Source organism: Catenuloplanes nepalensis, assembly GCF_030811575.1.
Taxonomy (GTDB): Bacteria; Actinomycetota; Actinomycetes; order Mycobacteriales; family Micromonosporaceae; genus Catenuloplanes; species Catenuloplanes nepalensis.
In genome coordinates, this window is the sequence record NZ_JAUSRA010000001.1 from 4,202,004 (window position 1) to 4,221,877 (window position 19,874).

18 protein-coding genes are annotated in these 19,874 nt (G+C 72.7%); 9 read left to right on the plus strand and 9 right to left on the minus strand.

What is annotated here, in order from left to right; genetic code table 11:
- Window positions 1-1,324: 1,324 nt before the first annotated feature.
- From J2S43_RS17950 to J2S43_RS17960, 3 genes are all read right to left on the minus strand, one after another.
- Window positions 1,325-2,227 (minus strand): GNAT family N-acetyltransferase, encoded by a 903-nt coding sequence (locus J2S43_RS17950; RefSeq protein WP_306830643.1) that lies wholly within the window; start codon window positions 2,225-2,227, stop codon window positions 1,325-1,327.
- A 273-nt stretch (window positions 2,228-2,500) separates the two neighbouring features.
- Window positions 2,501-2,641: a hypothetical protein gene (locus J2S43_RS17955; RefSeq protein WP_306830645.1), complete on the minus strand. Its 141-nt coding sequence runs from the start codon at window positions 2,639-2,641 to the stop codon at window positions 2,501-2,503.
- Between the two features lie 70 nt (window positions 2,642-2,711).
- Complete coding sequence (locus J2S43_RS17960) at window positions 2,712-3,224, minus strand: sigma-70 family RNA polymerase sigma factor (RefSeq protein WP_370881633.1); 513 nt, start codon at window positions 3,222-3,224, stop codon at window positions 2,712-2,714.
- 245 nt (window positions 3,225-3,469) lie between these two features.
- Between J2S43_RS17960 and J2S43_RS17965 the strand changes: the two genes are divergently transcribed.
- The 3 genes from J2S43_RS17965 to J2S43_RS17975 are packed head-to-tail and all read left to right on the plus strand — an operon-like array spanning window position 3,470 to window position 5,381.
- A complete protein-coding gene (locus J2S43_RS17965) occupies window positions 3,470-4,558 on the plus strand; it encodes a sensor histidine kinase (RefSeq protein ID WP_306830649.1) in 1,089 nt (362 codons plus the stop codon).
- Window positions 4,555-5,217 carry a response regulator gene (locus J2S43_RS17970; protein ID WP_306830651.1) on the plus strand — a complete coding sequence of 221 codons (663 nt, stop codon included), beginning with the start codon at window positions 4,555-4,557 and terminating at the stop codon, window positions 5,215-5,217. The genes J2S43_RS17965 and J2S43_RS17970 overlap by 4 nt, the downstream gene beginning before the upstream one ends.
- 20 nt (window positions 5,218-5,237) lie before the next feature.
- Complete coding sequence (locus J2S43_RS17975; protein WP_306830653.1) at window positions 5,238-5,381, plus strand: hypothetical protein; 144 nt, start codon at window positions 5,238-5,240, stop codon at window positions 5,379-5,381.
- A 22-nt stretch (window positions 5,382-5,403) separates the two neighbouring features.
- Here the strand turns inward: J2S43_RS17975 and J2S43_RS17980 are convergent, their stop codons facing one another.
- The 4 genes from J2S43_RS17980 to J2S43_RS17995 form a co-directional block, all read right to left on the minus strand.
- Window positions 5,404-6,264, minus strand: a complete 861-nt coding sequence (locus tag J2S43_RS17980; protein WP_306830655.1) for a TauD/TfdA dioxygenase family protein — start codon at window positions 6,262-6,264, stop codon at window positions 5,404-5,406.
- 157 nt (window positions 6,265-6,421) lie between these two features.
- Window positions 6,422-7,234, minus strand: coding sequence for an ABC transporter ATP-binding protein (locus J2S43_RS17985; RefSeq protein WP_306830657.1), 813 nt, complete (start codon window positions 7,232-7,234; stop codon window positions 6,422-6,424).
- Window positions 7,221-8,270, minus strand: coding sequence for a taurine ABC transporter substrate-binding protein (locus tag J2S43_RS17990; RefSeq protein ID WP_306830659.1), 1,050 nt, complete (start codon window positions 8,268-8,270; stop codon window positions 7,221-7,223). The genes J2S43_RS17985 and J2S43_RS17990 overlap by 14 nt, the downstream gene beginning before the upstream one ends.
- Window positions 8,271-8,301: 31 nt before the next feature.
- Window positions 8,302-9,135 (minus strand): ABC transporter permease, encoded by an 834-nt coding sequence (locus J2S43_RS17995; RefSeq protein ID WP_370881634.1) that lies wholly within the window; start codon window positions 9,133-9,135, stop codon window positions 8,302-8,304.
- Between the two features lie 115 nt (window positions 9,136-9,250).
- Here J2S43_RS17995 and J2S43_RS18000 point away from each other — a divergent pair, with 115 nt between their 5' ends.
- A complete protein-coding gene (locus J2S43_RS18000) occupies window positions 9,251-10,228 on the plus strand; it encodes a diacylglycerol/lipid kinase family protein (protein WP_306830662.1) in 978 nt (325 codons plus the stop codon).
- On the opposite strand, the gene J2S43_RS18005 is transcribed toward J2S43_RS18000, so the two are convergent.
- Window positions 10,222-11,034, minus strand: coding sequence for a S1 family peptidase (locus J2S43_RS18005; RefSeq protein ID WP_306830664.1), 813 nt, complete (start codon window positions 11,032-11,034; stop codon window positions 10,222-10,224). The genes J2S43_RS18000 and J2S43_RS18005 overlap by 7 nt on opposite strands.
- Before the next feature lie 374 nt (window positions 11,035-11,408).
- Between J2S43_RS18005 and J2S43_RS18010 the strand changes: the two genes are divergently transcribed.
- From J2S43_RS18010 to J2S43_RS18025, 4 genes are all read left to right on the plus strand, one after another.
- Window positions 11,409-12,296 (plus strand): hypothetical protein, encoded by an 888-nt coding sequence (locus J2S43_RS18010; protein WP_306830666.1) that lies wholly within the window; start codon window positions 11,409-11,411, stop codon window positions 12,294-12,296.
- 165 nt (window positions 12,297-12,461) lie between these two features.
- Complete coding sequence (locus tag J2S43_RS18015; protein WP_306830668.1) at window positions 12,462-12,941, plus strand: MarR family winged helix-turn-helix transcriptional regulator; 480 nt, start codon at window positions 12,462-12,464, stop codon at window positions 12,939-12,941.
- 216 nt (window positions 12,942-13,157) lie between these two features.
- Window positions 13,158-14,255 carry an AAA family ATPase gene (locus J2S43_RS18020; protein ID WP_306830670.1) on the plus strand — a complete coding sequence of 366 codons (1,098 nt, stop codon included), beginning with the start codon at window positions 13,158-13,160 and terminating at the stop codon, window positions 14,253-14,255.
- 89 nt (window positions 14,256-14,344) lie between these two features.
- On the plus strand, window positions 14,345-15,403 hold the full coding sequence (locus J2S43_RS18025; RefSeq protein WP_306830671.1) for a spore photoproduct lyase family protein: 1,059 nt from the start codon (window positions 14,345-14,347) through the stop codon (window positions 15,401-15,403).
- A gap of 66 nt (window positions 15,404-15,469) precedes the next feature.
- Here the strand turns inward: J2S43_RS18025 and J2S43_RS18030 are convergent, their stop codons facing one another.
- Complete coding sequence (locus tag J2S43_RS18030) at window positions 15,470-18,868, minus strand: hypothetical protein (protein WP_306830672.1); 3,399 nt, start codon at window positions 18,866-18,868, stop codon at window positions 15,470-15,472.
- 218 nt (window positions 18,869-19,086) lie between these two features.
- Between J2S43_RS18030 and J2S43_RS18035 the strand changes: the two genes are divergently transcribed.
- On the plus strand, window positions 19,087-19,710 hold the full coding sequence (locus J2S43_RS18035) for an L-threonylcarbamoyladenylate synthase (RefSeq protein WP_306830674.1): 624 nt from the start codon (window positions 19,087-19,089) through the stop codon (window positions 19,708-19,710).
- Window positions 19,711-19,874: the final 164 nt, after the last annotated feature.

The following is a 19,874-nucleotide window of genomic DNA, read 5'->3' on the forward strand; positions in this document are numbered from 1 at the left end:
AACGGATCGACGCCGGCCCCTCCCCTGGGCCGGCGTCGCCGTCCTGCTATCCCACCACATTGGAGCTTGCGCGCCGTGACCACCTTCCGACACTCCCGCCGCCTGGCCACGGCGCTGGCCCTCCTCGCGGTCGCGATCTCGATCCCCGCACCCGCTACCGCGGCCTTCGCGCCGGCCGAGGCTTCCACGGCCTTCGGGCCATCCGCAGCCGCCGCACTCCCGGCCGCAACCGGCGCCGCACTCCCCGCCGCAACCAGCGCCGCCCTCCGGGCCGCAACCGGCGCCGCACCTGCCATCGGCGCTGTTACCCCGGCCGCGTTCCCGGCCGGGGCCGCCGCCGCGAGCATGGCCGCGGCGGACACGAAGTGGGCCGTGCAACCGTCGACGGACAGGGGACCGGACGGCCGGGACTACTTCATCTACGCGAACGCGCCGGGCAGTGAGCGCACCGACCACGTCGGCATCAGGAACCTGACCGGCACACCCCTGACCTTCGCCGTGTACGGGACGGACGCGCACACCACGGCGGACGGCGCGTTCGCGCTGCTGCCCGCGGCCCAGTCGCCGGCCGACGTCGGATCGTGGGTGACGCTCGCGTCCCGCACGTACACGGTCCCGGCCAACACCCGCCTCGACGTGCCGTTCCGGCTGACCGTGCCGGCGAACGCCACGCCCGGCGATCACGCGGGCGGCCTGGTCGCCTCGATCGCGGAGTCCGCCACCGACGCGAACGGGCAGACCGTGCTGGTCGACCGGCGCATCGCGGTACGGATCTACCTGACCGTGGACGGGCCGGCCCGGCCGGAGATGACGATCGACGGGCTGCGCGTGTCGCACACCCAGGGCCTGAGCCCGGCGTCCGGCGGGACCACCACGGTCACCTACCGGCTGCGCAACACCGGCAACCTGCGGCTGACCGGCGCGTCGACCGTGCGGGTGACCGGGCCGGCCGGCTGGCGGCTCGCATCCACGGACGCGCTCGCGGTGCCGCAGCTGCTGCCGGGCAGCGAGATCAGCATCACCGAGCAGATCACCGGCGTGCAGCCGGCCGGGCGGCTCACCGCGACCGTCTCCGTAGTGCCGTCCACACCGGACACACTGCTCGGCCCGGTCACGCTCGGCACGTCGCTGTGGGCGCCGCCGTGGGTGCTGATCGGACTGCTCGGGCTGCTGCCGGCCTGGGTCTCGTACCGCCTGATCCGGGTCCTCCGCGCCCGCCGCAGGGCCGTGAGGCCCCCGCGGACGTCACCGAGACCGTCGAGACCGCGGCGTCGTGATCGCGGCGTCCCGCAGATCGCCGGAACGACCTGCGGGACGCCCCGGATCAACTCCAGACCATGTCGATCTGGCGCTCGAAGACCTGGTAGCCGGCGCGGTCGAACGCGGCCGCCATCGGCGTGTTCCCCACGTCGGTGGCGGCGCGCACGTGCCGCACACCCTGCTCGGCCAGCAGCCGCGTGCCCTCGGCGAGCAGGTCGTCGATCAGCCCGCGGCCGCGCACCTCCGGGACCACGCCGATGTACGCGATGATCGGGTTGTAGCCGTTGTGTGCGGGCAGCACGAACCCGGCCGGCGTCCCGTCGGGCAGCTCGCCGACCCGCCACCACTCGCGCGGGCTCGGGTAGCGCAGCAGCTCCTCCTGGTACTGCACGCGCGCGGCCTCCTCGGCTGAGCGGTGGGTCAGCTCGTGCCGGCCGTGCGCGTCCAGCGTGCCGTCCATGACGCGGGTCATCAGGCCGATCAGCTCGTCCGCGCCGCGCGGCTCGCGGAACGTGAGGCGGCCCCCGGGCAGCGGCAGCGGTGCGGTGGCCGGCCAGTGCAGGCGCAGCCGCTCCACGAACAGCCGCCCGCCGAGCCGCTCGACCGCGCGCATGCGCAGCTCGGCCGGGCCGGGGTCGGCGCGCCAGTCCGGCGGGAGGAACCGGGTGTACTCCGGCCGGCTGTGCACGGTGGACAGTGCGCGCTCCAGCACACGTACCCCGTCGTCGAGGTCTTGATCCTCCGCGACGTCGAAGATGTCGATGACCATCGGTTCCAGATCACCGGGCCGGGACCAGAACGCGACGCGGGCGGTCAGCCGGTCGTCGCGCAGTGCCACCCACAGCCAGCGGGCGTGCCGCCGCCCCTCCGCGAAGTCCTTCGCGATCTCCTCGTTCAGCTGGTACGGCAGGCGATTGAACAGGTCGAGTTCGTCAAGCCCGGTGATCGGGCGAATCGTGAGCGTCACGGCTCTCCTCGTGAGAGTGCGTGCCCGTGCGCCTGGAGGGCACGAGCGAAACGGTCCTGCGGGACATCGCGCCTCCTTCCTGTCGTGGTCCGGCCCTCTTCCTAACCACTCCCGCCCGCCCCCGCAACCGGTTTTCCCGCCCCTGCACTCACGTCCATGGACGCGGCCGAGTTCACCGGCGCGGTGCCGCAGTTCCTGGCTGACTGATCAGCCGATGCTGGTTGAGCGGTCAGTCGGTCAGGACTGAGCGCTCAACCAGGGCTGATCGAGTGGTCAAGCTGGCTCCGGGACCGCACCGGGGTCGCCGCCCGGGTCGTCCGGAGTGGGCTCGATCGGCGGTGGCGGCAGCGTGTCCGGGGTGTCGGGCAGCAGCTCGCCGGGGTCGTCCGGGACGGGCTCGTTCGGATCGATCATGGGGTAGGGATCGGGATGTGCCATGACCCTTCATGCCCAGGCCGCCGGAACGCAAACCAGGCCGTACCGATCAGCCGGTCAGGTAGCCGCGCCTGATCAGCGCCGCGCGCAGCGTCTTCATGGCGTAGAACGTGCGCGACTTGACGGTGCCCTCCGGGATGCCGAGCGTGCCGGCGAGCTCCGCGACGGTGCGGCCCTCGAAGTACGTACCCACGATGACTTTTCTGGAATTGTCGGAGAGGGAGGCGAGCGCGGCCCGCACCTCCATCCGGTCGAGGGCGCGCGGCGCCTCGTCCTCGACGCGCGCGGAACGGGTCTCCAGTTGCTCGTCGCCGACCGTGACCACCCGCGCGCGGACCGCCCGCAGGTGGTCGATCGCGATCCGGCGGGCCACGGTGACGAGCCAGGCCCGGTTCCAGTTACCGGCCTCGTTGCGGGCGCCGGGATGCTGCCAGGCCCGGATCGCGGTCTCCTGCAGCAGGTCAGCGGCCAGATGGGGGTCGCCGGTCACGCGGGTGAGCGTGATCATCAGCGCCGCGCCGTGCTCCCGATAGAGGTTATCGAGGCCGTCTGAGATAGCCACGCGCATCACTCGAAAATACGAAGATCGCGCGCGAGCGTCGTCACCCGAGAGCGGCAAATGCTCTTACCCCCCTGGGGGTAGGCGACGGTCCTACGTGCGGGAGACGCGCGCGGCGATCCGATCGCGATAGCGTCGGTGACGTGCGGAGACTGAGCCTTTTTCCACCTGGCGCGCCCGGGCCGTCGACTGGCGCCGTGCCGTTCAGCCACACAGGCCAGGTTGAAGATCGCTCATGGTTCGACCCGGTGCTGACCGACGTGCTGCTCGCGACCGCGCTGACCGGATTGACCACCGTCACGCTCGTCACCACGGGTGACGGCCAGCCGCACTGGCTGGCATCGACGCTCGGGTTCCTCTCCGTGGCGCCGGTGGCGCTCCGGCAGTGGGCGCCGGTCGGCACGCTCGCGGTGATGATCGGCGCGCTCGTGCTCTACGGCCTGCTCGGCTTCGGCGTGTGGCCGAACACCGGGCTGGGCATCGTGGTCGGGCTGTTCTCGGTCGCGACGCTGCGCTCCCGGCGCACGGCCGCGGTGATGTACGCGATGACGCTGCTGGCCGCGCTGGTCGCGTACCAGACGTTCCCGGTGCCGCTGACCGTGCCCGAGATCCTGCAGTACGTGCTGGTCATGGCGATCACCTGGGCGGTCGGCGACGGCACCCGGCGGTGGGCGCTGCGGGTGGAGCGGGCGGCCGCGAAGACCGCGGAGGCCGTGGTCGAGGAGCGGGTGCGGATCGCCCGGGAGATGCACGACATCGTCTCGCACCACATGTCCGTGATCTCGCTGCAGGCCGGCGTCGCGGAGTACGTGCTCGACTCCGACCCGGCCACCGCGCGGACGGCGATCTCCACCGTGGGCGAGGCCGGCCGCGAGGCGCTGTCCGAGATGCGCCGTCTGCTGGACGTGCTGCGGATCGACCACGACAAGGAGTCGCTGCGCCCTCAGCCCGGCCTGGCCGACCTGGACGACCTGGTGGGGCGCATCCGCTCGGCCGGGCTCACGGTCGACGTCTCGGTCACCGGCCGGGTGCGCCCGCTCGCGGCCGGGCCGGACCTCTGCGCGTACCGCGTGGTGCAGGAATCATTGACGAACGTGCTCCAGCACGCCGGCCCCGCGACCGCACGGGTCGACGTCGACTACGGCGAACTGACACTGGCCGTGACGATCACCGACGACGGTACGAAGACGTACGACCCGCCGCCGTCGCCGGACTCGCACGGCATCCGCGGCATGCGGGAACGTGCCGCGCTCTACGGCGGCGTGCTCACCGCCGGCCGCCACGCCGGCGGCTTCCGTGTCCTGTTACGCCTTCCGATCGAGGAGTCCCCCGCATGACCGTGCGGCTGCTTGTCGCCGACGACCAGGCGCTGATCCGCGCCGGCCTGATCGCGCTGTTCACCGCGGCGCCCGGGATCGAGGTGGCCGGTGAGGCGTGCGACGGCGCGGAGGCGATCGCGGTCGCGGAGCGGACCCGGCCGGACGTGGTGATGATGGACATCCGCATGCCGCACGTCGACGGCATCGCGGCCACCCGGGCGATCCTGGCCGGCGAGCACAAACCGCACGTGGTCGCGCTGACCACGTTCGACCTGGACGAGTACGTCTACGCCGCGCTCAGCGCGGGCGCGTCCGGCTTCCTGCTGAAGGACACGCCACCGCAGCGGATCATCGCGGCCGTGCACACGATCGTCGCCGGTGATCTCCTGATGGCGCCGCGGATCACACAGCGGCTGATCGAGGCGTACGCGGACCGGCACCGCTCCCCCGTCGCCGCGGTGCCCGCGCTGGACAGCCTGACCGCCCGCGAGACCGAGGTGCTGCGCCTGGTCGCGAACGGCCTCTCCAACGCGCAGATCGCGGAACGCCTGGTGCTCAGCGAGGCCACCGTCAAGACTCACGTCAAGCGCCTGATGGGCAAGCTCCGCCTGGCCAGCCGCGCCCAGGCCGTGGTCGTCGCCTACGAGTCCGGCCTGGTCGCCCCACGCGGCCGCTGACCCCCCCTACGCTGCGGGGAATGACGATCGTCTACCGGACGGCCGGGGACGCGGGTGTGCCACCGGCCGTGCTGCTGCACGGCGGCGGCAGCGGATCCCGGCCGGTCACCGCGTCGACAGCACCGCCCCGGCCGCGGTCGAGGCCGCGGTCCTGCCGTTCCTGACCGGCGCGGCCCGACCGGAGGGTCAGGCGGTGGGACCGGCCGGGACGTCGCCGCGGAGCGTGATGCGGTGCATGACGCGGCGGGCGTCGCCGTAGTCGCGGTTGGCGTAGTGGGACGTGCTGCGGTTGTCCCACATCGCCACGTCGCCGGGCTGCCAGCGGTGCCGGACGATGTGCTCCGGCCTGGTCAGGTGCGCGTAGAGCAGGTCCAGGATGCCCCGGCTCTCCGCGTCGGACACGCCGACGATGTGCGAGGTGAAGCCCGGGTTGACGAAGAGGCCCTTCCGTCCGGTCTCCGGGTGCACGCGGACGACCGGGTGCTCGATCGGGTCGAGCCGGGTGACCACCTCGCCGTCCCACTCGTTGCCGCGGCCGTTGCGGCGCTGCGCCAGGTAGTAGCCGAACTCCCGGTTCCCGTCGTGCACCGCGGTCAGCCCGTCGACCAGCGTCCGCACGCCCGGGTGCAGCGACTCGTAGGCGAGCTGCGAGTCGGCCCAGTTCGTGTCGCCGCCGCTGGGCGGCAGCGTGACCGCGCGCAGGATCGAGCCCATCGGGGGCCGGCGGACGAACGTGACGTCGGTGTGCCAGACGTCCGCGAAACCGTTGTCCGCACTGTCGATCGCGTAGATCTCCTGGTGCTGCTCGCTGAGCGGGCCGATCACCGGGTGCGACGCGGTCAGCTCGCCGAGCCGGTTGCCGAGCCGCACCTGCCCGTCCACGTCCAGCGCCTGATCGCGGAAGAACAGCACCTTGCGGTCGACGAGCGCGGCCCGGATCGCGGCGATCTCGTCGTCGGTCGCGGTGGCCAGGTCGAGCCCGAGCACGTCCGCGCCGAAACGCGGGCCGAGCGGGTCGAGGCGCAGTTCCACTGTGGTCGCGGTCATGACCAAACCCCTTCGCTGGTACGGCGTGAGGACCCTCTCCCCACGGCAAGCTCGTGTCCCACGACCCGTGATCAGGGCGTCCCCCATGTCGTCGGAACACCATCGCCGGACGCCTCGATCCCGGCGCGGTCACGCGGCGGCACGGACCGGCGCCCTCTCAGGCCGCGGCGCGGACCGCGTGGCCGATCTCGGCGCGCAGCGCGGCGTAGCCGGGCAGGGCGCGCAGTTCCTCGGGACCGATGCCGCCGCGGGGCAGCGGGATCGGCAGGTCGAGTGCGATGCGGCCGGGACGTCTGGTGAGGACCACGACGCGGCTGCCGAGGAAGACCGCCTCGTCGACGCTGTGGGTGACGAAGACGCTGGTGCGGCCGGTCGCCGCGCTGACCCGGCGCAGGTCCTCCTGGAGGCGCTCGCGGGTGAGCGCGTCCAGCGCGGCGAACGGCTCGTCGAGCAGCAGCAGCGGGTTGTCCACGGCGAGTGCGCGGGCGATCGCGACGCGCTGCTGCTGGCCGCCGGAGATCTGCCAGACGCGGCGGCGTTCCACGTCGTGCAGGCCGACGTCGGCCAGCAGTTGCGGCACGCGCGCGACGCGCTCCTTCTTCGGCACGCCGGCGTAGCGCAACGCCAGGTCGACGTTGCCGCCGACGGTCCGCCACGGGAACAGGCGCGGCTGCTGGAAGACGAGCCCGGCGCCGCGGCCGGGCCGGGGTGGCTCGCCGCCGGCCCGGACGGTGCCGCCGGTCGGCTCCTCGAAGCCCGCGATCAGGCGCAGCAGCGTGCTCTTCCCGCACCCGGACGCCCCGACCAGCACCAGGAACTCGCCCGGCGGCACGCTCAGGCTGACCGGCCCGACCGCGGTGACCGCGGCGGCCCCGTGCCCGTAGACGTGCGTGACGTCGTCGATCTCGACCGCCGCGACCGAGGTGCCGGAAAGCCCGGCCGCCACCGGCGGCGCGTCAGGAGAGGACATCGGGCAGACCCTTCACGTAGACGGCCTTCTGCACGGTGGCCAGGTCCGGAACCGAGTCGATCTTCTTCTGGTCGTAGAGGAACTGGGCGGCGGCGACCAGGTTGTCCGCGAGCCTGCCCGGGGCGGCCTCGGTGCCGAGCCACTCGGGGCCGGCCAGGTCGGCGGGCTTGAGGAAGACGCCCTGGCTGAGCTGGTTCTGCGCGTCCTCGGCTGTGATGTTCAGTTCGGCACCGACCGCGGTCGCGGCCGTGGCCGGATCGGTGGCGATCAGGTCGAGGGCCTGCGCCTCGGCCTTGCGCCAGACGTCGACCGCGTCCGGGTGCGCCTCGATGAACGACGTGGCGACCACGCCCAGGTCGAGCGTGGGCTTGCCGGCGGTGGCCAGCTGGCGGCTGGAGATCAGGACCGTGCCGTCCTTCTTCAGCGCGTCCAGCGTGGGCAGCCAGGTGTAGGCCGCGTCCAGGTCGCCGCGCGTCCACGCGGCCAGGATGTCCTGCGGCTCCAGGTCCACGATCGTGAGGTCCGACTCCTTGAGCCCGGCCTGGGCCAGCGCGGCGAGCAGGCTGTAGTGCGACGTCGACGCGAACGACGTGGCCACCTTCTTGCCTCGCAGGCCCGCGATGTCCTTGACGCCGGACTGGTTGCGCGCCACCAGTGCCTCGTTGTCACCGGCGACGTCCAGGACGAAGGCCACCTGGTACGGGATGTTGAGCGGCGCGGAGAGGCCGCGCGCGACCGGGCTGGAGCCGATCGCCGCGATGTCCACGCTGCCGGCCACGAACGCGGTGTTGATGCTGGCGCCGGAGTCGAACTTGGTCCAGGTGATCTCGTAGTCGGGCAGCGCCTTCTCCAGCAGCCCCTGATTCTTCACGATCAGGTCGCCGGACGGGAACGCCTGGTAGGCGATGCGGATGGTCCTGTCCGCGGGATCTCCGCCGTCACCGCCACGACCCTGGCCGGCGGCACCGTCACCGCACGCGCTGGTCGCCATCAGGGCCGCCACCGCTATCGCCGCGAAACGCGTAAAGCTGCTCACACTCGTACCCTCGCTGGTCGTTGAATTTGATCTAGATGCGCCCGCGCCAGGGGACCAGGCGGTCCTCGGCCTGGCGCAGCAATGCGTCGATGAGCAGGCCGGAGAGCCCGATCGCGAAGAGGCCCAGCACCACCACGTCGGTCTGGGAGTAGCGCTGTGCGTCGCGGACCATGCCGCCGATGCCCGGCACGCCGTTGATCGTCTCGGCTGCGACCACGGACGAGTACGCGATGCCGACCGCGAGCCGGATGCCGGTGAAGATCTCCGGGAGCGCGTGCGGCAGCACCACGTCGCGGACCACGTCGGCGCGGCCCGCACCGAGCGCCCGCGCGGCCTCCACCAGCCCGGTCGGCGCCGCGTGCACCGCGGCCGCGGTGGCGACCGCGACCGGGGGCAGCGCCGCGATCGACAGCAGCCACAGCTTCGGCGTCTCGTCGATGCCGAACCAGATGATGAACAGGCTGAAGTACGCCAGCGGCGGCAGCGCGCGGACGAACGTGACCACCGGCTCGGTCACCACCCGCACCCATGGCACCGTGCCCATCACCACGCCGACCACGAGACCGGCGGCGATGCCGATCAGCGAGCCGATCAGGATGCGGCGCAGGCTCACGCCGAGGTGCTCGATCAGCAGGTGCCCGCTGTAGCCCTCGGTCGAGGTCACGATCAGCTGGTGCCAGACCGCGGCGGGCGACGGGATGAACGTCGGGTTCTGCATGAAGCGGGCGGTCAGCTCCCACAGCGCGAGCAGCACGACGAGGGCGAGCACCCGCAGCGCGACGTGCCGGCGGCGGGCCGGTTTCGTGGTCACGGGCGCGCCGGCAGCCGGCGGCGCCGTGGTCTCCAGAACGGCGGTCACCCTCATATTCCTATAGGACTACTCGGGAATGGGCAATGCCCGTTCACGCTTCGGGAGACAATCGGGTGTGCGAGGGTCACCCACGGGGTATGTGAGCGGCGCCTGCGACCAGGAGGAACACGTGCCAACCGAACTCAACGTCCCCGCGGCCTGCGCGGTCGTGGTCAACCCTTCGAAGGTGCCGGACCTCGACGCCTTCCGGCAGACCGTGACGGAGACGCTGGCCAAGGCCGGCTGGCCGGCACCGGTCTGGTACGAGACCACGCCCGAGGACCCCGGCCGCGGCCAGGCCACCGCGGCGCTCGACGAGGGCGCCGAGGTGGTGTTCGCGGCCGGCGGCGACGGCACCGTGATGGCCTGCATCACCGCGCTGTCCGGCACCGACGCCGCGCTCGCGATCCTGCCGGCCGGCACCGGCAACCTGCTCGCCGCGAACCTCGGCCTGTCCACCGACCTCGCGGCCGGCCTCGGCGTCGCCATCGAGGGCGGGCTGCGCCGGCTCGACGTGGGCCGCTGCGAGGACGCGAACTTCGCGGTGATGGCCGGGCTCGGCTTCGACGCGAAGATGCTCGACTCCACGTCGGAGACCACGAAGAAGCGGATCGGCTGGCCGGCGTACCTGATCGGCGCGGCCAAGCACCTGCGCGACCGGCCGATGCGCGTCACGATCACCATCGACGGCGGGCCGCCGTTGCGCCGGCGCGCGAAGACCGTGCTGGTCGCGAACGTGGGCCGGTTGCAGGGCGGCGTGCGGCTGCTCGAGGCGGCCGACCCGGCGGACGGCAAGCTGGACGTGGCCGTGCTGTCGCCGCGCACGCTGGGGCAGTGGGCCGCGATGGCCTGGGCGGTCGCGCGGCGCCACGATCGCGTACCCGCGCTCGAGGTCTTCCGGGGTGCTCGCGTCTCGATCGAGTCGCGCAAGGCCGAGCCGCGTCAACTGGACGGCGACCTGATCGATCCCGGCACCCGGCTCGACGTCGAGGTGCAGCCGAAGGCGCTGTGGCTGTGCGTGCCGCAGCCGGCCGACCACCCGGACCTCACCAGCGACGCGGACGCGGTGGCCGAACGCGCCAAGCGCCTGATGAAGACCGGTCAGTAGGCGCCGACGCCCCACCCACTCAGGTACGGCAGCACCGGCGCGAAGTACGTGACGCCGCCGGAGGTGCAGTTGCCGGAGCCGCCGCTGAACGTGCCGAGCCCGGTGGTGGTGGAGAAGAACGGCCCGCCGCTGTCGCCGGGCTCCGCGCACACGGTCGTGCGGGTCAGGCCGTACACCGTACCCTCGGCGTAGTTGACCGTGGCGTTGAGCGCGGTGACCGTGCCGCTGCGCAGCCCGGTGGTGCTGTCGGCCCGCTGCACCCCCTGGCCCACGAACGCGGTGGCGAACGTGGTGATCGGCTGCAGCGTGCCGTTGTAGCGATTGACCGCGCTCGGGTGCGGCGGCTGCACGGTCCCGGACGGCGGCGTATAGCGCACCAGCGCGAGATCCCGCGGATCGAGCCGCCGCTCCACCGTCCCGATCACCGTGCCGCCGCTGCTCACGGTCGTGCCGACCGGGCCGACACAGTGGCCGGACGTGATGAAGTAGTACCGGTACGGCGTGCTGGTGCTGCGCACGTTGAACCCGATCGTGCACCGGGAGCTGCCGCCCGGGAAGATCGGGTCCCCACCCGCGAGGAACTGCCGCCGCACGCCCGGCTCCCGCACCACGGTGCCCGCGGACGCGGCCAGCCGCCGCAGATCGCGCTCCCCCACGGACGCGTCCGCGGCGACGTGGCGCTCCCCGGTCGCCGGGTCCGTCCACCACGCCGTGCCCGGCAGCGTCTCCAGGGCACGCGCCTGCGCGGCGGCCGGGACCGCCAGCAGCGACACCACCATGACCAGGACCACGGCAACCCGTCTCATTGACGCAGCGTCGCACTCCGATCACGGTCCGCCCAATCCCGTCACGCCCATCCCGTCGGCGGGATGGCTCGAAGGGTGTGGTTCGTGCGGAAAGTGGGCGGCCGCGGATCCGCGGCCGCGGGAGCAGCGGAAGGTGACCACGCCGGAAGGGGGACATCGACTTTCGAAAGGGTGTTCAATGCTCGCGGTAACGCATTCCGGTCGGCGAGTTTTCCCAGTTCAGGGCGGGAATGACGATCATGGCCGGAATACCGCCGGAACGACCCTCGCATTGGATGTCCGAGGCTTGGTAACATGCCGCGGTTCAAGCCCGTCTCACCGGCGTCTCGTCGGCACGAAGCCGCGCGTATGAGCCCGCACGTACGGAGAAAATCGTGGCTGACAATCGGATGAAGGATCGTGTCAAGGTGATGTTCAACGGCAACGCAATGCCGGACAGCACGACCTCGGAGCACCCCGAGATCATGCCCGCCCTGGCAGCACAGCTTGGCGGCCCGGCCGGCGGTCCCCCCATGCCCGGCCAGGCGCTCCAGGTCCTGACCATGGCCCAGCGCACGGCCGAGGCCCACATCACGGGCGCCCAGGCCCAGGCGGAGAAGATCCGCGCCGAGGCGGCCGCCGCGGCGCAGCAGATCGCGGAGGCGGCGGAGCGGCACGCGGACAACGTGCGCCGCGAGGCCGAGAAGGCGGTCGCGGAGGCTCGTGCCGCGGCCGAGCGGATGACCCGCGACTCGCAGAACCGCGTCGACGAGGCGCACCGGATGGCCGAGAAGATCGTCGCGGACGCCCGCGCCTCCGCGCAGACGATCGAGCACAACGCGGAGCAGAACGCCGAGCACACGCGTCAGCAGGCACAGCGCCGGTTCGACGACGTGGTCGGCAGCCTCGGTGCGAAGCGCGAGTCGCTGCAGGACCAGATCGAGGCGCTGGAGCAGTTCGACCGGGAGTACCGGACGCGGCTGACCTCGTTCATGCAGGGCCAGCTGCGCGCGCTCTGGGTGGACCAGCCGCAGGTGACCGGCGGCATCGCGGAAGAGGCCGACTACGACGACGAGGAGGAGGGCGAGGTCGCACCGGCCGCGATCCCCTCCCAGGCGCAGCGCGCGGTCCAGGCCGCCCAGGCGCAGGCCGCGGCTCAGGCACAGCAGGCCGCCCAGGCTCAGCAGGCCCACCAGGCTCAGCAGGCCCACCAGGCTCAGCAGGCTCAGCGGCACGCGGCGCAGGACGATGAGAGCGACGAGGTCGTCGACGACGAAAAGTGACTCTCCGTGAAGGGCCCGGGACGCCGTGAGGGCGTTCCGGGCTCTTTTGTTTTATATGCAACACGGTTCGAACTCCCGATGCCTATCACTCGTCAACAGGTCGTCAACCCCGCGCGGGCCTAATTGCAGAAAGCCCGGCACATCAGTACGAGGAGGAATCGACCCGTGCAGCGCATATCGCTCACTCCACGACCCGCCCCCGCACGGCACGTACCCCCGCCCTCCTCAGCCGGTCTCGGCTGGGCGCTGCGGACCGTGCTGCGGGACTACCTGGCCCGGGCCGACGCGGTCCTGGCCACCGCGCCCGGCGGGCAGCACGGCTACGAGATCCTGGCCGCGGTCTCGGCCGGTGACTACGGCACCCAGATCTCCCTGGCGAACCGCCTCGGCATCCACCGCACCGTGGTCACCGACCGCATCGACGACCTGGAGCGGGCCGGCATGCTCCAGCGGCACCTGTCCGCCGCCGACCGCCGCGTTCGCCGCCTGGTGATCACGGACGCCGGCCGGGCCGTGCTGACCGAGCTCTCCGCCGGTCTGGAGGCCGCCGAGGAGGAGACGCTCGCGTCGCTCGACGAGGACAAGCGCGAGCAGTTCCTGAACGCGCTGCACCTGCTGGCCCGCCGGCCGGTCGCCGCCGCCTGACGGAGCCTGCGAAGACGCACGGGGGAACGAGCCTGCGAAGACGCACGGGGGGAATGACGTCGGGTGGCAGCCTGACGGGCACGACATCGAGCCGTTTTCAGCCCGCACCGCACCGGTCGGACGGTCCGAATGCGCCAGGTTGAATGAGGCTCGTTGAAATGGGGGGACGATCTAGGGCGGACCGCCCTAGATCTCGTCCATGTTTGAATGATCGGCATGATTCACACACTCGCGGTCGAGGGCTATCGATCGATCCGCGACCTGACCGTGGAGCTGGCGCCACTCACCGTGGTGACCGGTGCGAACGGCAGCGGGAAATCCAGTCTCTACCGCGCGCTGCGCCTGCTGGCCGAGTCCGCGCGCAACGGCGCGGTCGCCGCGATCGCGCGCGAGGGCGGCCTGGGGTCCGCGCGCTGGGCCGGCCCGCCCGGCAAGACCGGCCCGGTCTCGATCCGCCTCGGTTTCGCGGGCGACGGCGACGGTTACGCCGTCGACCTCGGCCTGCCCGTGCCGAGCAGCTCCCTGTTCGGCAACGACCCGGAGATCAAGCGCGAGGTGCTCTTCTCCGGCCCGATGCTGCGCCCGGCCGGGGTGCTGGCCGACCGCGCCGGCCCGCTGATCTCGATCCGGAACGGCCGGCGCCTGGAACCAGCGCTGGAGGCGGTCGCGCCGTACGACAGCATGCTCGGCCAGTACGCCGACGGCCCGCTGATCAGGATGCGCGAGCGGATCCGGCGCTGGCGCTTCTACGACCACCTGCGCACGGACGCGGACGCCCCCGCGCGCCGCGTCACGATCGGCACGCGCACGCCGATCCTCGGCCACGACGGCAGTGATCTGGCCTCCGCGCTGCAGACGATCCAGGAGATCGGCGTGAACGGCGAGCTGGCCGGCGCGATCGACGCCGCGTTCCCGGGCAGCCGGATCGGGATCACCGACGACGAGGACGGCCGCCTGTGGCTCAAGCTCACCCAGCCCGGCCTGCGCCGCCCGCTCGGCACCACGGAGTTCTCCGACGGCACGCTGCGCTACCTGCTGATGGCCGCGGCGCTGCTCACGCCGCGCCCGCCGGAGCTGCTGGTGCTCAACGAGCCGGAGACCAGCCTGCACCCGGACCTGCTCGCGCCGCTCGCCGGCCTGATCACCACGGCGGCCACGCGCTGCCAGATCCTGGTGGTCACGCACGCGTCCGCGCTGGCCGACGCGCTCGGCGACGACGCACACCGGATCGAGCTGATCAAGGAGGAGGGCGAGACGCGGGTGGCCGGTCTGGGCCGATTCGAGGCACCTGCCTGGCAGTGGCCGAAACGCTAAGAGGATCCCTTTCCAGGGCGCGTCCGGTTCCCCAGAAATAAGATCCCATCGAGGGGTACGTAGCTGAGGCTGTCAGGACGGGAGGCGCGATGAGCACGCTTCTCGACATCGGCCGCATCTACGTCGAACCGGCCGCGGCCGAGCTGCCGCGCGGCAAGGAGGTGCTGGCCCGCTTCCCGGACGCCACGCTGGTCGAGGTCGAGAGCCACCACCGCATCCCCGAGCTGTACGGCGACGAGACGAACGTCAACCGGTGGGTGCGGATCAAGCGTGAGGCACTGGTGCTGGGCGTCAAGAAGTCGCTGACCGCACGCCCGAACGGCCGGTCCGCCGACTTCATCGCGCCGTCCACCGCGAACGGCTGCGCGATGGCCTGCGCCTACTGCTACGTGCCCCGGCACAAGGGATACAGCAACCCGATCACGGTCTTCACCAACATCGAGAAGATCAGCGGGTACGTGGGGCGCCACGCCGGCCGGCAGGGCGTGAAGCCGGCACCGAACGAGTGTGATCCACAGTACTGGGTCTACGACATCGGCGAGAACTCCGACTGCGGCGTGGACGCGCTGATCAGCGACAACGTCCGTGACCTGGTCACGCTGTTCCGGTCGTTGCCGAACGCGAAGGCCTCGTTCGCCACCAAGTACGTCAACCGTGACCTGCTGGACTGGGATCCGCAGGGCCGCACCCGCGTCCGGTTCTCGCTGATGCCCCAGCGTGACGCGAAGATCCTGGACATCCGGACGTCCCCGATCGCGGACCGGATCGCCGCGATCGACGACTTCGTCGCGGCCGGCTACGAGGTGCACGTCAACTTCTCCCCGGTCGTGGTCCGGGACGGCTGGCTGGAGGACTGGGCCGAGCTGCTCGGCCGACTCGACGCCGGCATCGGGCCGGCCGCGAAGGCGCAGCTGGCCGCGGAGGTCATCTTCCTGACCCACAACCGGGACCTGCACGAGGTCAACCTGGGCTGGCACCCGAAGGCGGAGGAGCTGATCTGGCGACCCGAGCTCCAGCAGGGAAAACGCTCGGAGAACGGCTTCTGGAACGTCCGCTACCGCACCGGCGCCAAGGGCCGCTACGTCGCGTCCCTGGTCGACCTGATCGCGGCGCGCATGCCGTACTGCCGGGTCCGCTACGCCTTCTGACCGCCGGTACCGGCCGGGCCGGTACCGGCGGTCAGCACGGCGTGGCCGCACGGCGTGGGCCGCGCTTCAGCTCATGTCGATGCCGAGTGCGGACTCGCGCACGTCCGCGTCCGGGTGGGCGCGCAGCGCCGCCAGCAGGCCGCGCCACGGCTCCTTCCAGCCGAACCCGGCGCCGTGCGGGACCAGCGCGACCGCGAACAGTCCGCCGGCCACGTCGCCGCGGGCGGTCAGCCGGGCGATCGCGTCCGGGTCGTACCAGTCGCGGAGGCTCCGCATCCGGGTCGCGGCCCGGTCCGCGAGGTGCGCGGCGAGCACCGGCCGCGCCGCGCACAGCTCCACGATCTCGTCCAGGTTGTCCAGCCGGCCCAGGTCGACGAGCATGGCCGCGCCGATAGCGGTGAAGCCTGGCCGTCCGGCCAGCCACCGGGCCGGCGCGATCAGCACGGACCGGTCCGCGCTCGGCGGCAGCGTGCGCGCCCGGACGTTCGCGCCACGGGCCAGCAGCTCGACGCGGCGCCGCGCCGGCCGGTCCGCGATCACGCCGTCGGCCCGCTCGCCGGGCGCGCCGCTCTCCGGCGAGACGGTTGCGTCGCTCTCCGGCAAGGCGTGGGCGTCGCTTTCCGGCAAGGCGTGGGCGTCGCTTTCCAGCGAGGCGTCCGCACCGGCGCCCGGCTGGACGGGGGCGCCGCCGCCCGGCTGGGCGTCGAGATCGACCAGGGCGGTCAGCGTGCGGGCGAGCACGGTGGGGCCGCCGGCGCGCAGCAGGCCCGCGATGTCCATGTGGGTGAGCGACTCGCGCAGGTCGGTGAGCCGGTCGACGATCATGTCGTCGGTGCCGGTCAGCCACGGTGCCCAGGTGCCGAACCGGCCGAACGCGGCCCGCCGGACCTCCCGGTCGCCGGCGCCGGCCGCGTCCACGATGAACCGGGCGTACCGCGGGCGGTGCCGCTCCGCGATCAGGTACGGCTGCGCGTGCAGCACCGCGCGCCGCTCCTCCCGGCTGCCGCCGACCGCGGTGCGCAGGACGTCCCAGCTCTCCTCGACGCCGAGTCGCTGCCGGGCCGCGGAGACGATCGCGGCGCGGATGTCGCGGTGCTGGTCCGGTCGCGTGTAGGCGGCCAGCAGCGTCGCCATCACGGCCGGTGTGCCGAAGCCGGCCAGCAGCCGGGCCGCCTCCTTGCGACTGGTCACCTTCGCCGGCCCGGCCAGCACCGGACCCAGCACACCCTCCAGAACCGACGGGGGTACGTGCCGGGCCGCGCGCCCGGCCGCGTAGAGCGCGACCCGCGCGCGGTCGCCGTCCGCGTACCGCAGCAGCACCGGCAGCGCCAGGTCCGGCCGGTCCGTCCAGGCCAGCGCGCCCAGCGCCGCCTCCGCGATCGCGACCTCCGGGTCGTCGAGGTAGCGCAGCACCAGCTCACGGCCCGCGCCGGAGATCCCGGCCGCGGCCTTGATCGCCTGCGCGCGCCGCCACACACCCTGGCCCTCGTCCGCCGCGATCAGCGCCTGCAGCTCCACGAACCGGTCCTGCTGGCGGGGCAGCCAGCGCTCCGGCCGCAGCGACCAGCCCGGCACCCAGCGCGTCCCCTTCTCCACGAACCGGCCCTTGACGGGGCGGGCCAGCACCCGGTCGAGCAGGTCGGTGCGGACCGTGCAGATCGTGGTCCAGACGACGTGCAGCGTCGCCGTGGACACGTCGGCGTCCAGCACCTCCGCGACCCGTGCGGACCGGTGCCGCGGGTCGGCCAGCCACAGGTCGACCGCGGTCCGCGCGACCGCCGGCAGCGTGCGCTTGCCGGTCGCGGCGCGCAGGAGTTCCTGCAGCTCCGGCACGTGGCGGGCGCGCCGGCCGAGCGCGTGGGTGAGCGCGAACAGCCGCCCGTAGTCCGCGCGCGCGATCCCGTCCTCGATCCACCGGCGCAGCCGCGCGAAGACCAGGCTCTCCTGCCCGCGGCGAAGGACGGAATCGAAGCGCCGCAGCACCGGTACGGCCGAGCCGCTGCTGACCAGGTCGATCGTGAACAGCGCCCACTCGCTCAGCTCCGGCGAGCCCACGTGGTGCCGGAGCACGTCCGCGGCGAGCCGGCCGAGCGCGGACGTGGTCGCGTAGGACGCGTCCCGGGCCTCGGCCGCGTCCGTGGTGAGCCGGGTCAGCCCGGCCGTGGACTCCGCGGTGAGCAGCGGCGCGACCGCGGCCAGCGCGGTGAGCGCGGACGCGCGGACCGGGTCCCGCTCGTTGCGCAGCCGCTCCAGCCGAGTGATCATCTCGGCGACCGCGTGCGGGTCGCGGGAGTGGCGGGCCGCGCCGATCAGCAGCGCGTAGCCGGCCGACCGCTCCTCCGCGTCGCCGGAGCGCAGCGCGGTCTCCAGCGCCGCCCGCGCGTCCGGCCAGGCCAGGTAGGCGCTCCAGGTCTGCACGTGGGTCTCGTTCTCGCTGATCCGGGGCAGGCTCAGCACCCTGCGGGCCTCCCGGATTCGGATCGCGGCCGGCAGCACCTCCATCACCGCGGTCGCCGGCAGGAACATGGAGGTGTCCGCGTCCGCCATGATCAGGTCGTAGAGCTCGCCGCGGCGGCTCGGCGGGAGCGCGTCGAGGAACGCGGTCAGCCCGGCGCCGTTGTGCCGGAAGCGGACGCCGATCGACGCCAGCTCGTCCGTGGGCAGCGTGATCAGCCGGCGCAGCAGGCCGGGCGGCAGCGTGAGCCGTTCCAGCCAGCCGGTGCGGGCCGGCGCGGCGAGCAGCCGGGCGACGCGGTGCACGTCGTGCCGGGCGAGCGGTCCGTACGCGGTGAGCGAGCCCGGCAGCGAGTCCTCCGGGCCGTATCGTTCCAGCAGGTCCAGGGCCTGTGCCGGGTCGCAGCGGAGGACCGCGTGGATCACGTCGGTCCAGACCCGGTCGCGGTCCTCCGGCTCGGCCGCGGCCAGCCGCTCGCGGGCCCGGTCCAGCACCACGCCGGCGTGCCGGCGGACCAGCCTGCTCAGCCCGAACCCGTGCTCCAGCTCCGGCAGCAACGCGCGCACCGTCTCGGTCCCGCAGCCGGGCAGCAGCGCGATCGCCTCGTCATCGCCGAACCGGGCGCGGATCTCGGGCATCAGCGCGTCCGCGATCTCCGGCGCGTGCCGCTGGCGCAACGCGCGGTAGATCCGCCGCCGCTCCACCTCCGGCCGGTCCGCGTGCTCGCCGGCGGGCAGGCCCGCGAACACGGCCGCGGCGAGCGCCTCCGCGCGCAGCGCCGGCACCGGGTCGTTCGCGGCCGCCGCGATACCGTCCCGGTCCCGCACCACCATCGCGGCGACCAGCGCGAGCCGCCGTTCGTAGACGCCGCGCCCCCGCAGCTCGGCGCAGACCGCCGCGCGGTCCGGGGCGGTGCGCGCCCAGGCGGCGAGCGCGCTCATCCGCCCCCGGTACGGCAGTGTTTCCAGGGACGTGAGCAGCTTGCGAGTTGCGGTCAGCACGGCGCCCATTGTGCCCGCGCCCCCGCCACGACGAGATCCAATATCGCACCACCTCCGTGATCGCGGGCTCGTCCGGCTGGTTGCGGAAGAGCAGGGCAGGAACGTGGTCGAAACAAGGTGAGTAGCGGTGAACCGGTGCCCGCGGGAGCATGCGGTCCGTACCCCGCCGGAAGCGGGAAAGCATGGGTTTGATCGGTCTGGAATTCGGGTGGGGGTAGGCTGCCCCGGTGGCGAGGTATTTCGACGTGCATCCGGACAATCCGCAGCCCAGGGCCATTTCGCAGGTGGCGTCGCTCCTGCGCGAGGGTGGCCTGATCGCCTATCCGACCGACTCGTGTTTCGCGCTCGGGTGCCTGGTCGGCAATCGGGACGGGCTGGAGCGCATCCGGGCGATCCGCGGCCTGGACGACAGGCATCACTTCACGCTGGTCTGCCGGGACTTCGCGCAGGTCGGGCAGTTCGTGCACATCAGCAACGCGGTGTTCCGGTCGGTGAAGGCCGCGATTCCGGGCAGCTACACGTTCATCCTGCCGGCCACGCGCGAGGTGCCGAAGCGGCTGCTGCATCCGCGGAAGAAGACGGTCGGTGTGCGGGTGCCGGCGCACGCGGTGACCCAGGCGCTGCTGGCCGAGCTGGGCGAGCCGCTGCTGTCGACCACGCTGCTGCTGCCCGGCGAGGACGAGGCGCCGGTGCAGGGCTGGGAGATCAAGGAGCGGCTAGATCACCAGCTGGACGCGGTGCTGGACGCGGGCGAATGCGGCGTGGTTCCGACGACCGTGATCGACCTGTCCGAGGACGTGCCCGAGGTGCTGCGCGTGGGCGCCGGAGATCCGTCCCGCTTCGAGGCCTGAGCGGGGCAGCGCGGCGCGGACTTCGACGCGGCCCACCGTGACGGCTCGCGGGCGTTCACGACGGCGTCTCCTACCTGGCTGCCGAGATCTGCGCGAGCCGGTCCGTCGAGTTGCCGGACGACGCGGTCGGATACACCTCGCGGCCCGCAGCTCTACGACCAGCA

What these genes read in the sequence shown, in the direction of transcription:
- J2S43_RS17970 (WP_306830651.1), top strand. Translation starts at nt 4,555, where the DNA reads ATGACCGTGCGGCTGCTTGTCGCCGACGACCAGGCGCTGATCCGCGCC.
- J2S43_RS18005 (WP_306830664.1), bottom strand. Translation starts at nt 11,034, where the DNA reads ATGAGACGGGTTGCCGTGGTCCTGGTCATGGTGGTGTCGCTGCTGGCG.
- J2S43_RS17995 (WP_370881634.1), bottom strand. Translation starts at nt 9,135, where the DNA reads ATGAGGGTGACCGCCGTTCTGGAGACCACGGCGCCGCCGGCTGCCGGC.
- J2S43_RS17975 (WP_306830653.1), top strand. Translation starts at nt 5,238, where the DNA reads ATGACGATCGTCTACCGGACGGCCGGGGACGCGGGTGTGCCACCGGCC.
- J2S43_RS17980 (WP_306830655.1), bottom strand. Translation starts at nt 6,264, where the DNA reads ATGACCGCGACCACAGTGGAACTGCGCCTCGACCCGCTCGGCCCGCGT.
- J2S43_RS18020 (WP_306830670.1), top strand. Translation starts at nt 13,158, where the DNA reads ATGATTCACACACTCGCGGTCGAGGGCTATCGATCGATCCGCGACCTG.
- J2S43_RS18025 (WP_306830671.1), top strand. Translation starts at nt 14,345, where the DNA reads ATGAGCACGCTTCTCGACATCGGCCGCATCTACGTCGAACCGGCCGCG.
- J2S43_RS17955 (WP_306830645.1), bottom strand. Translation starts at nt 2,641, where the DNA reads ATGATCGATCCGAACGAGCCCGTCCCGGACGACCCCGGCGAGCTGCTG.
- J2S43_RS18030 (WP_306830672.1), bottom strand. Translation starts at nt 18,868, where the DNA reads ATGGGCGCCGTGCTGACCGCAACTCGCAAGCTGCTCACGTCCCTGGAA.
- J2S43_RS17985 (WP_306830657.1), bottom strand. Translation starts at nt 7,234, where the DNA reads ATGTCCTCTCCTGACGCGCCGCCGGTGGCGGCCGGGCTTTCCGGCACC.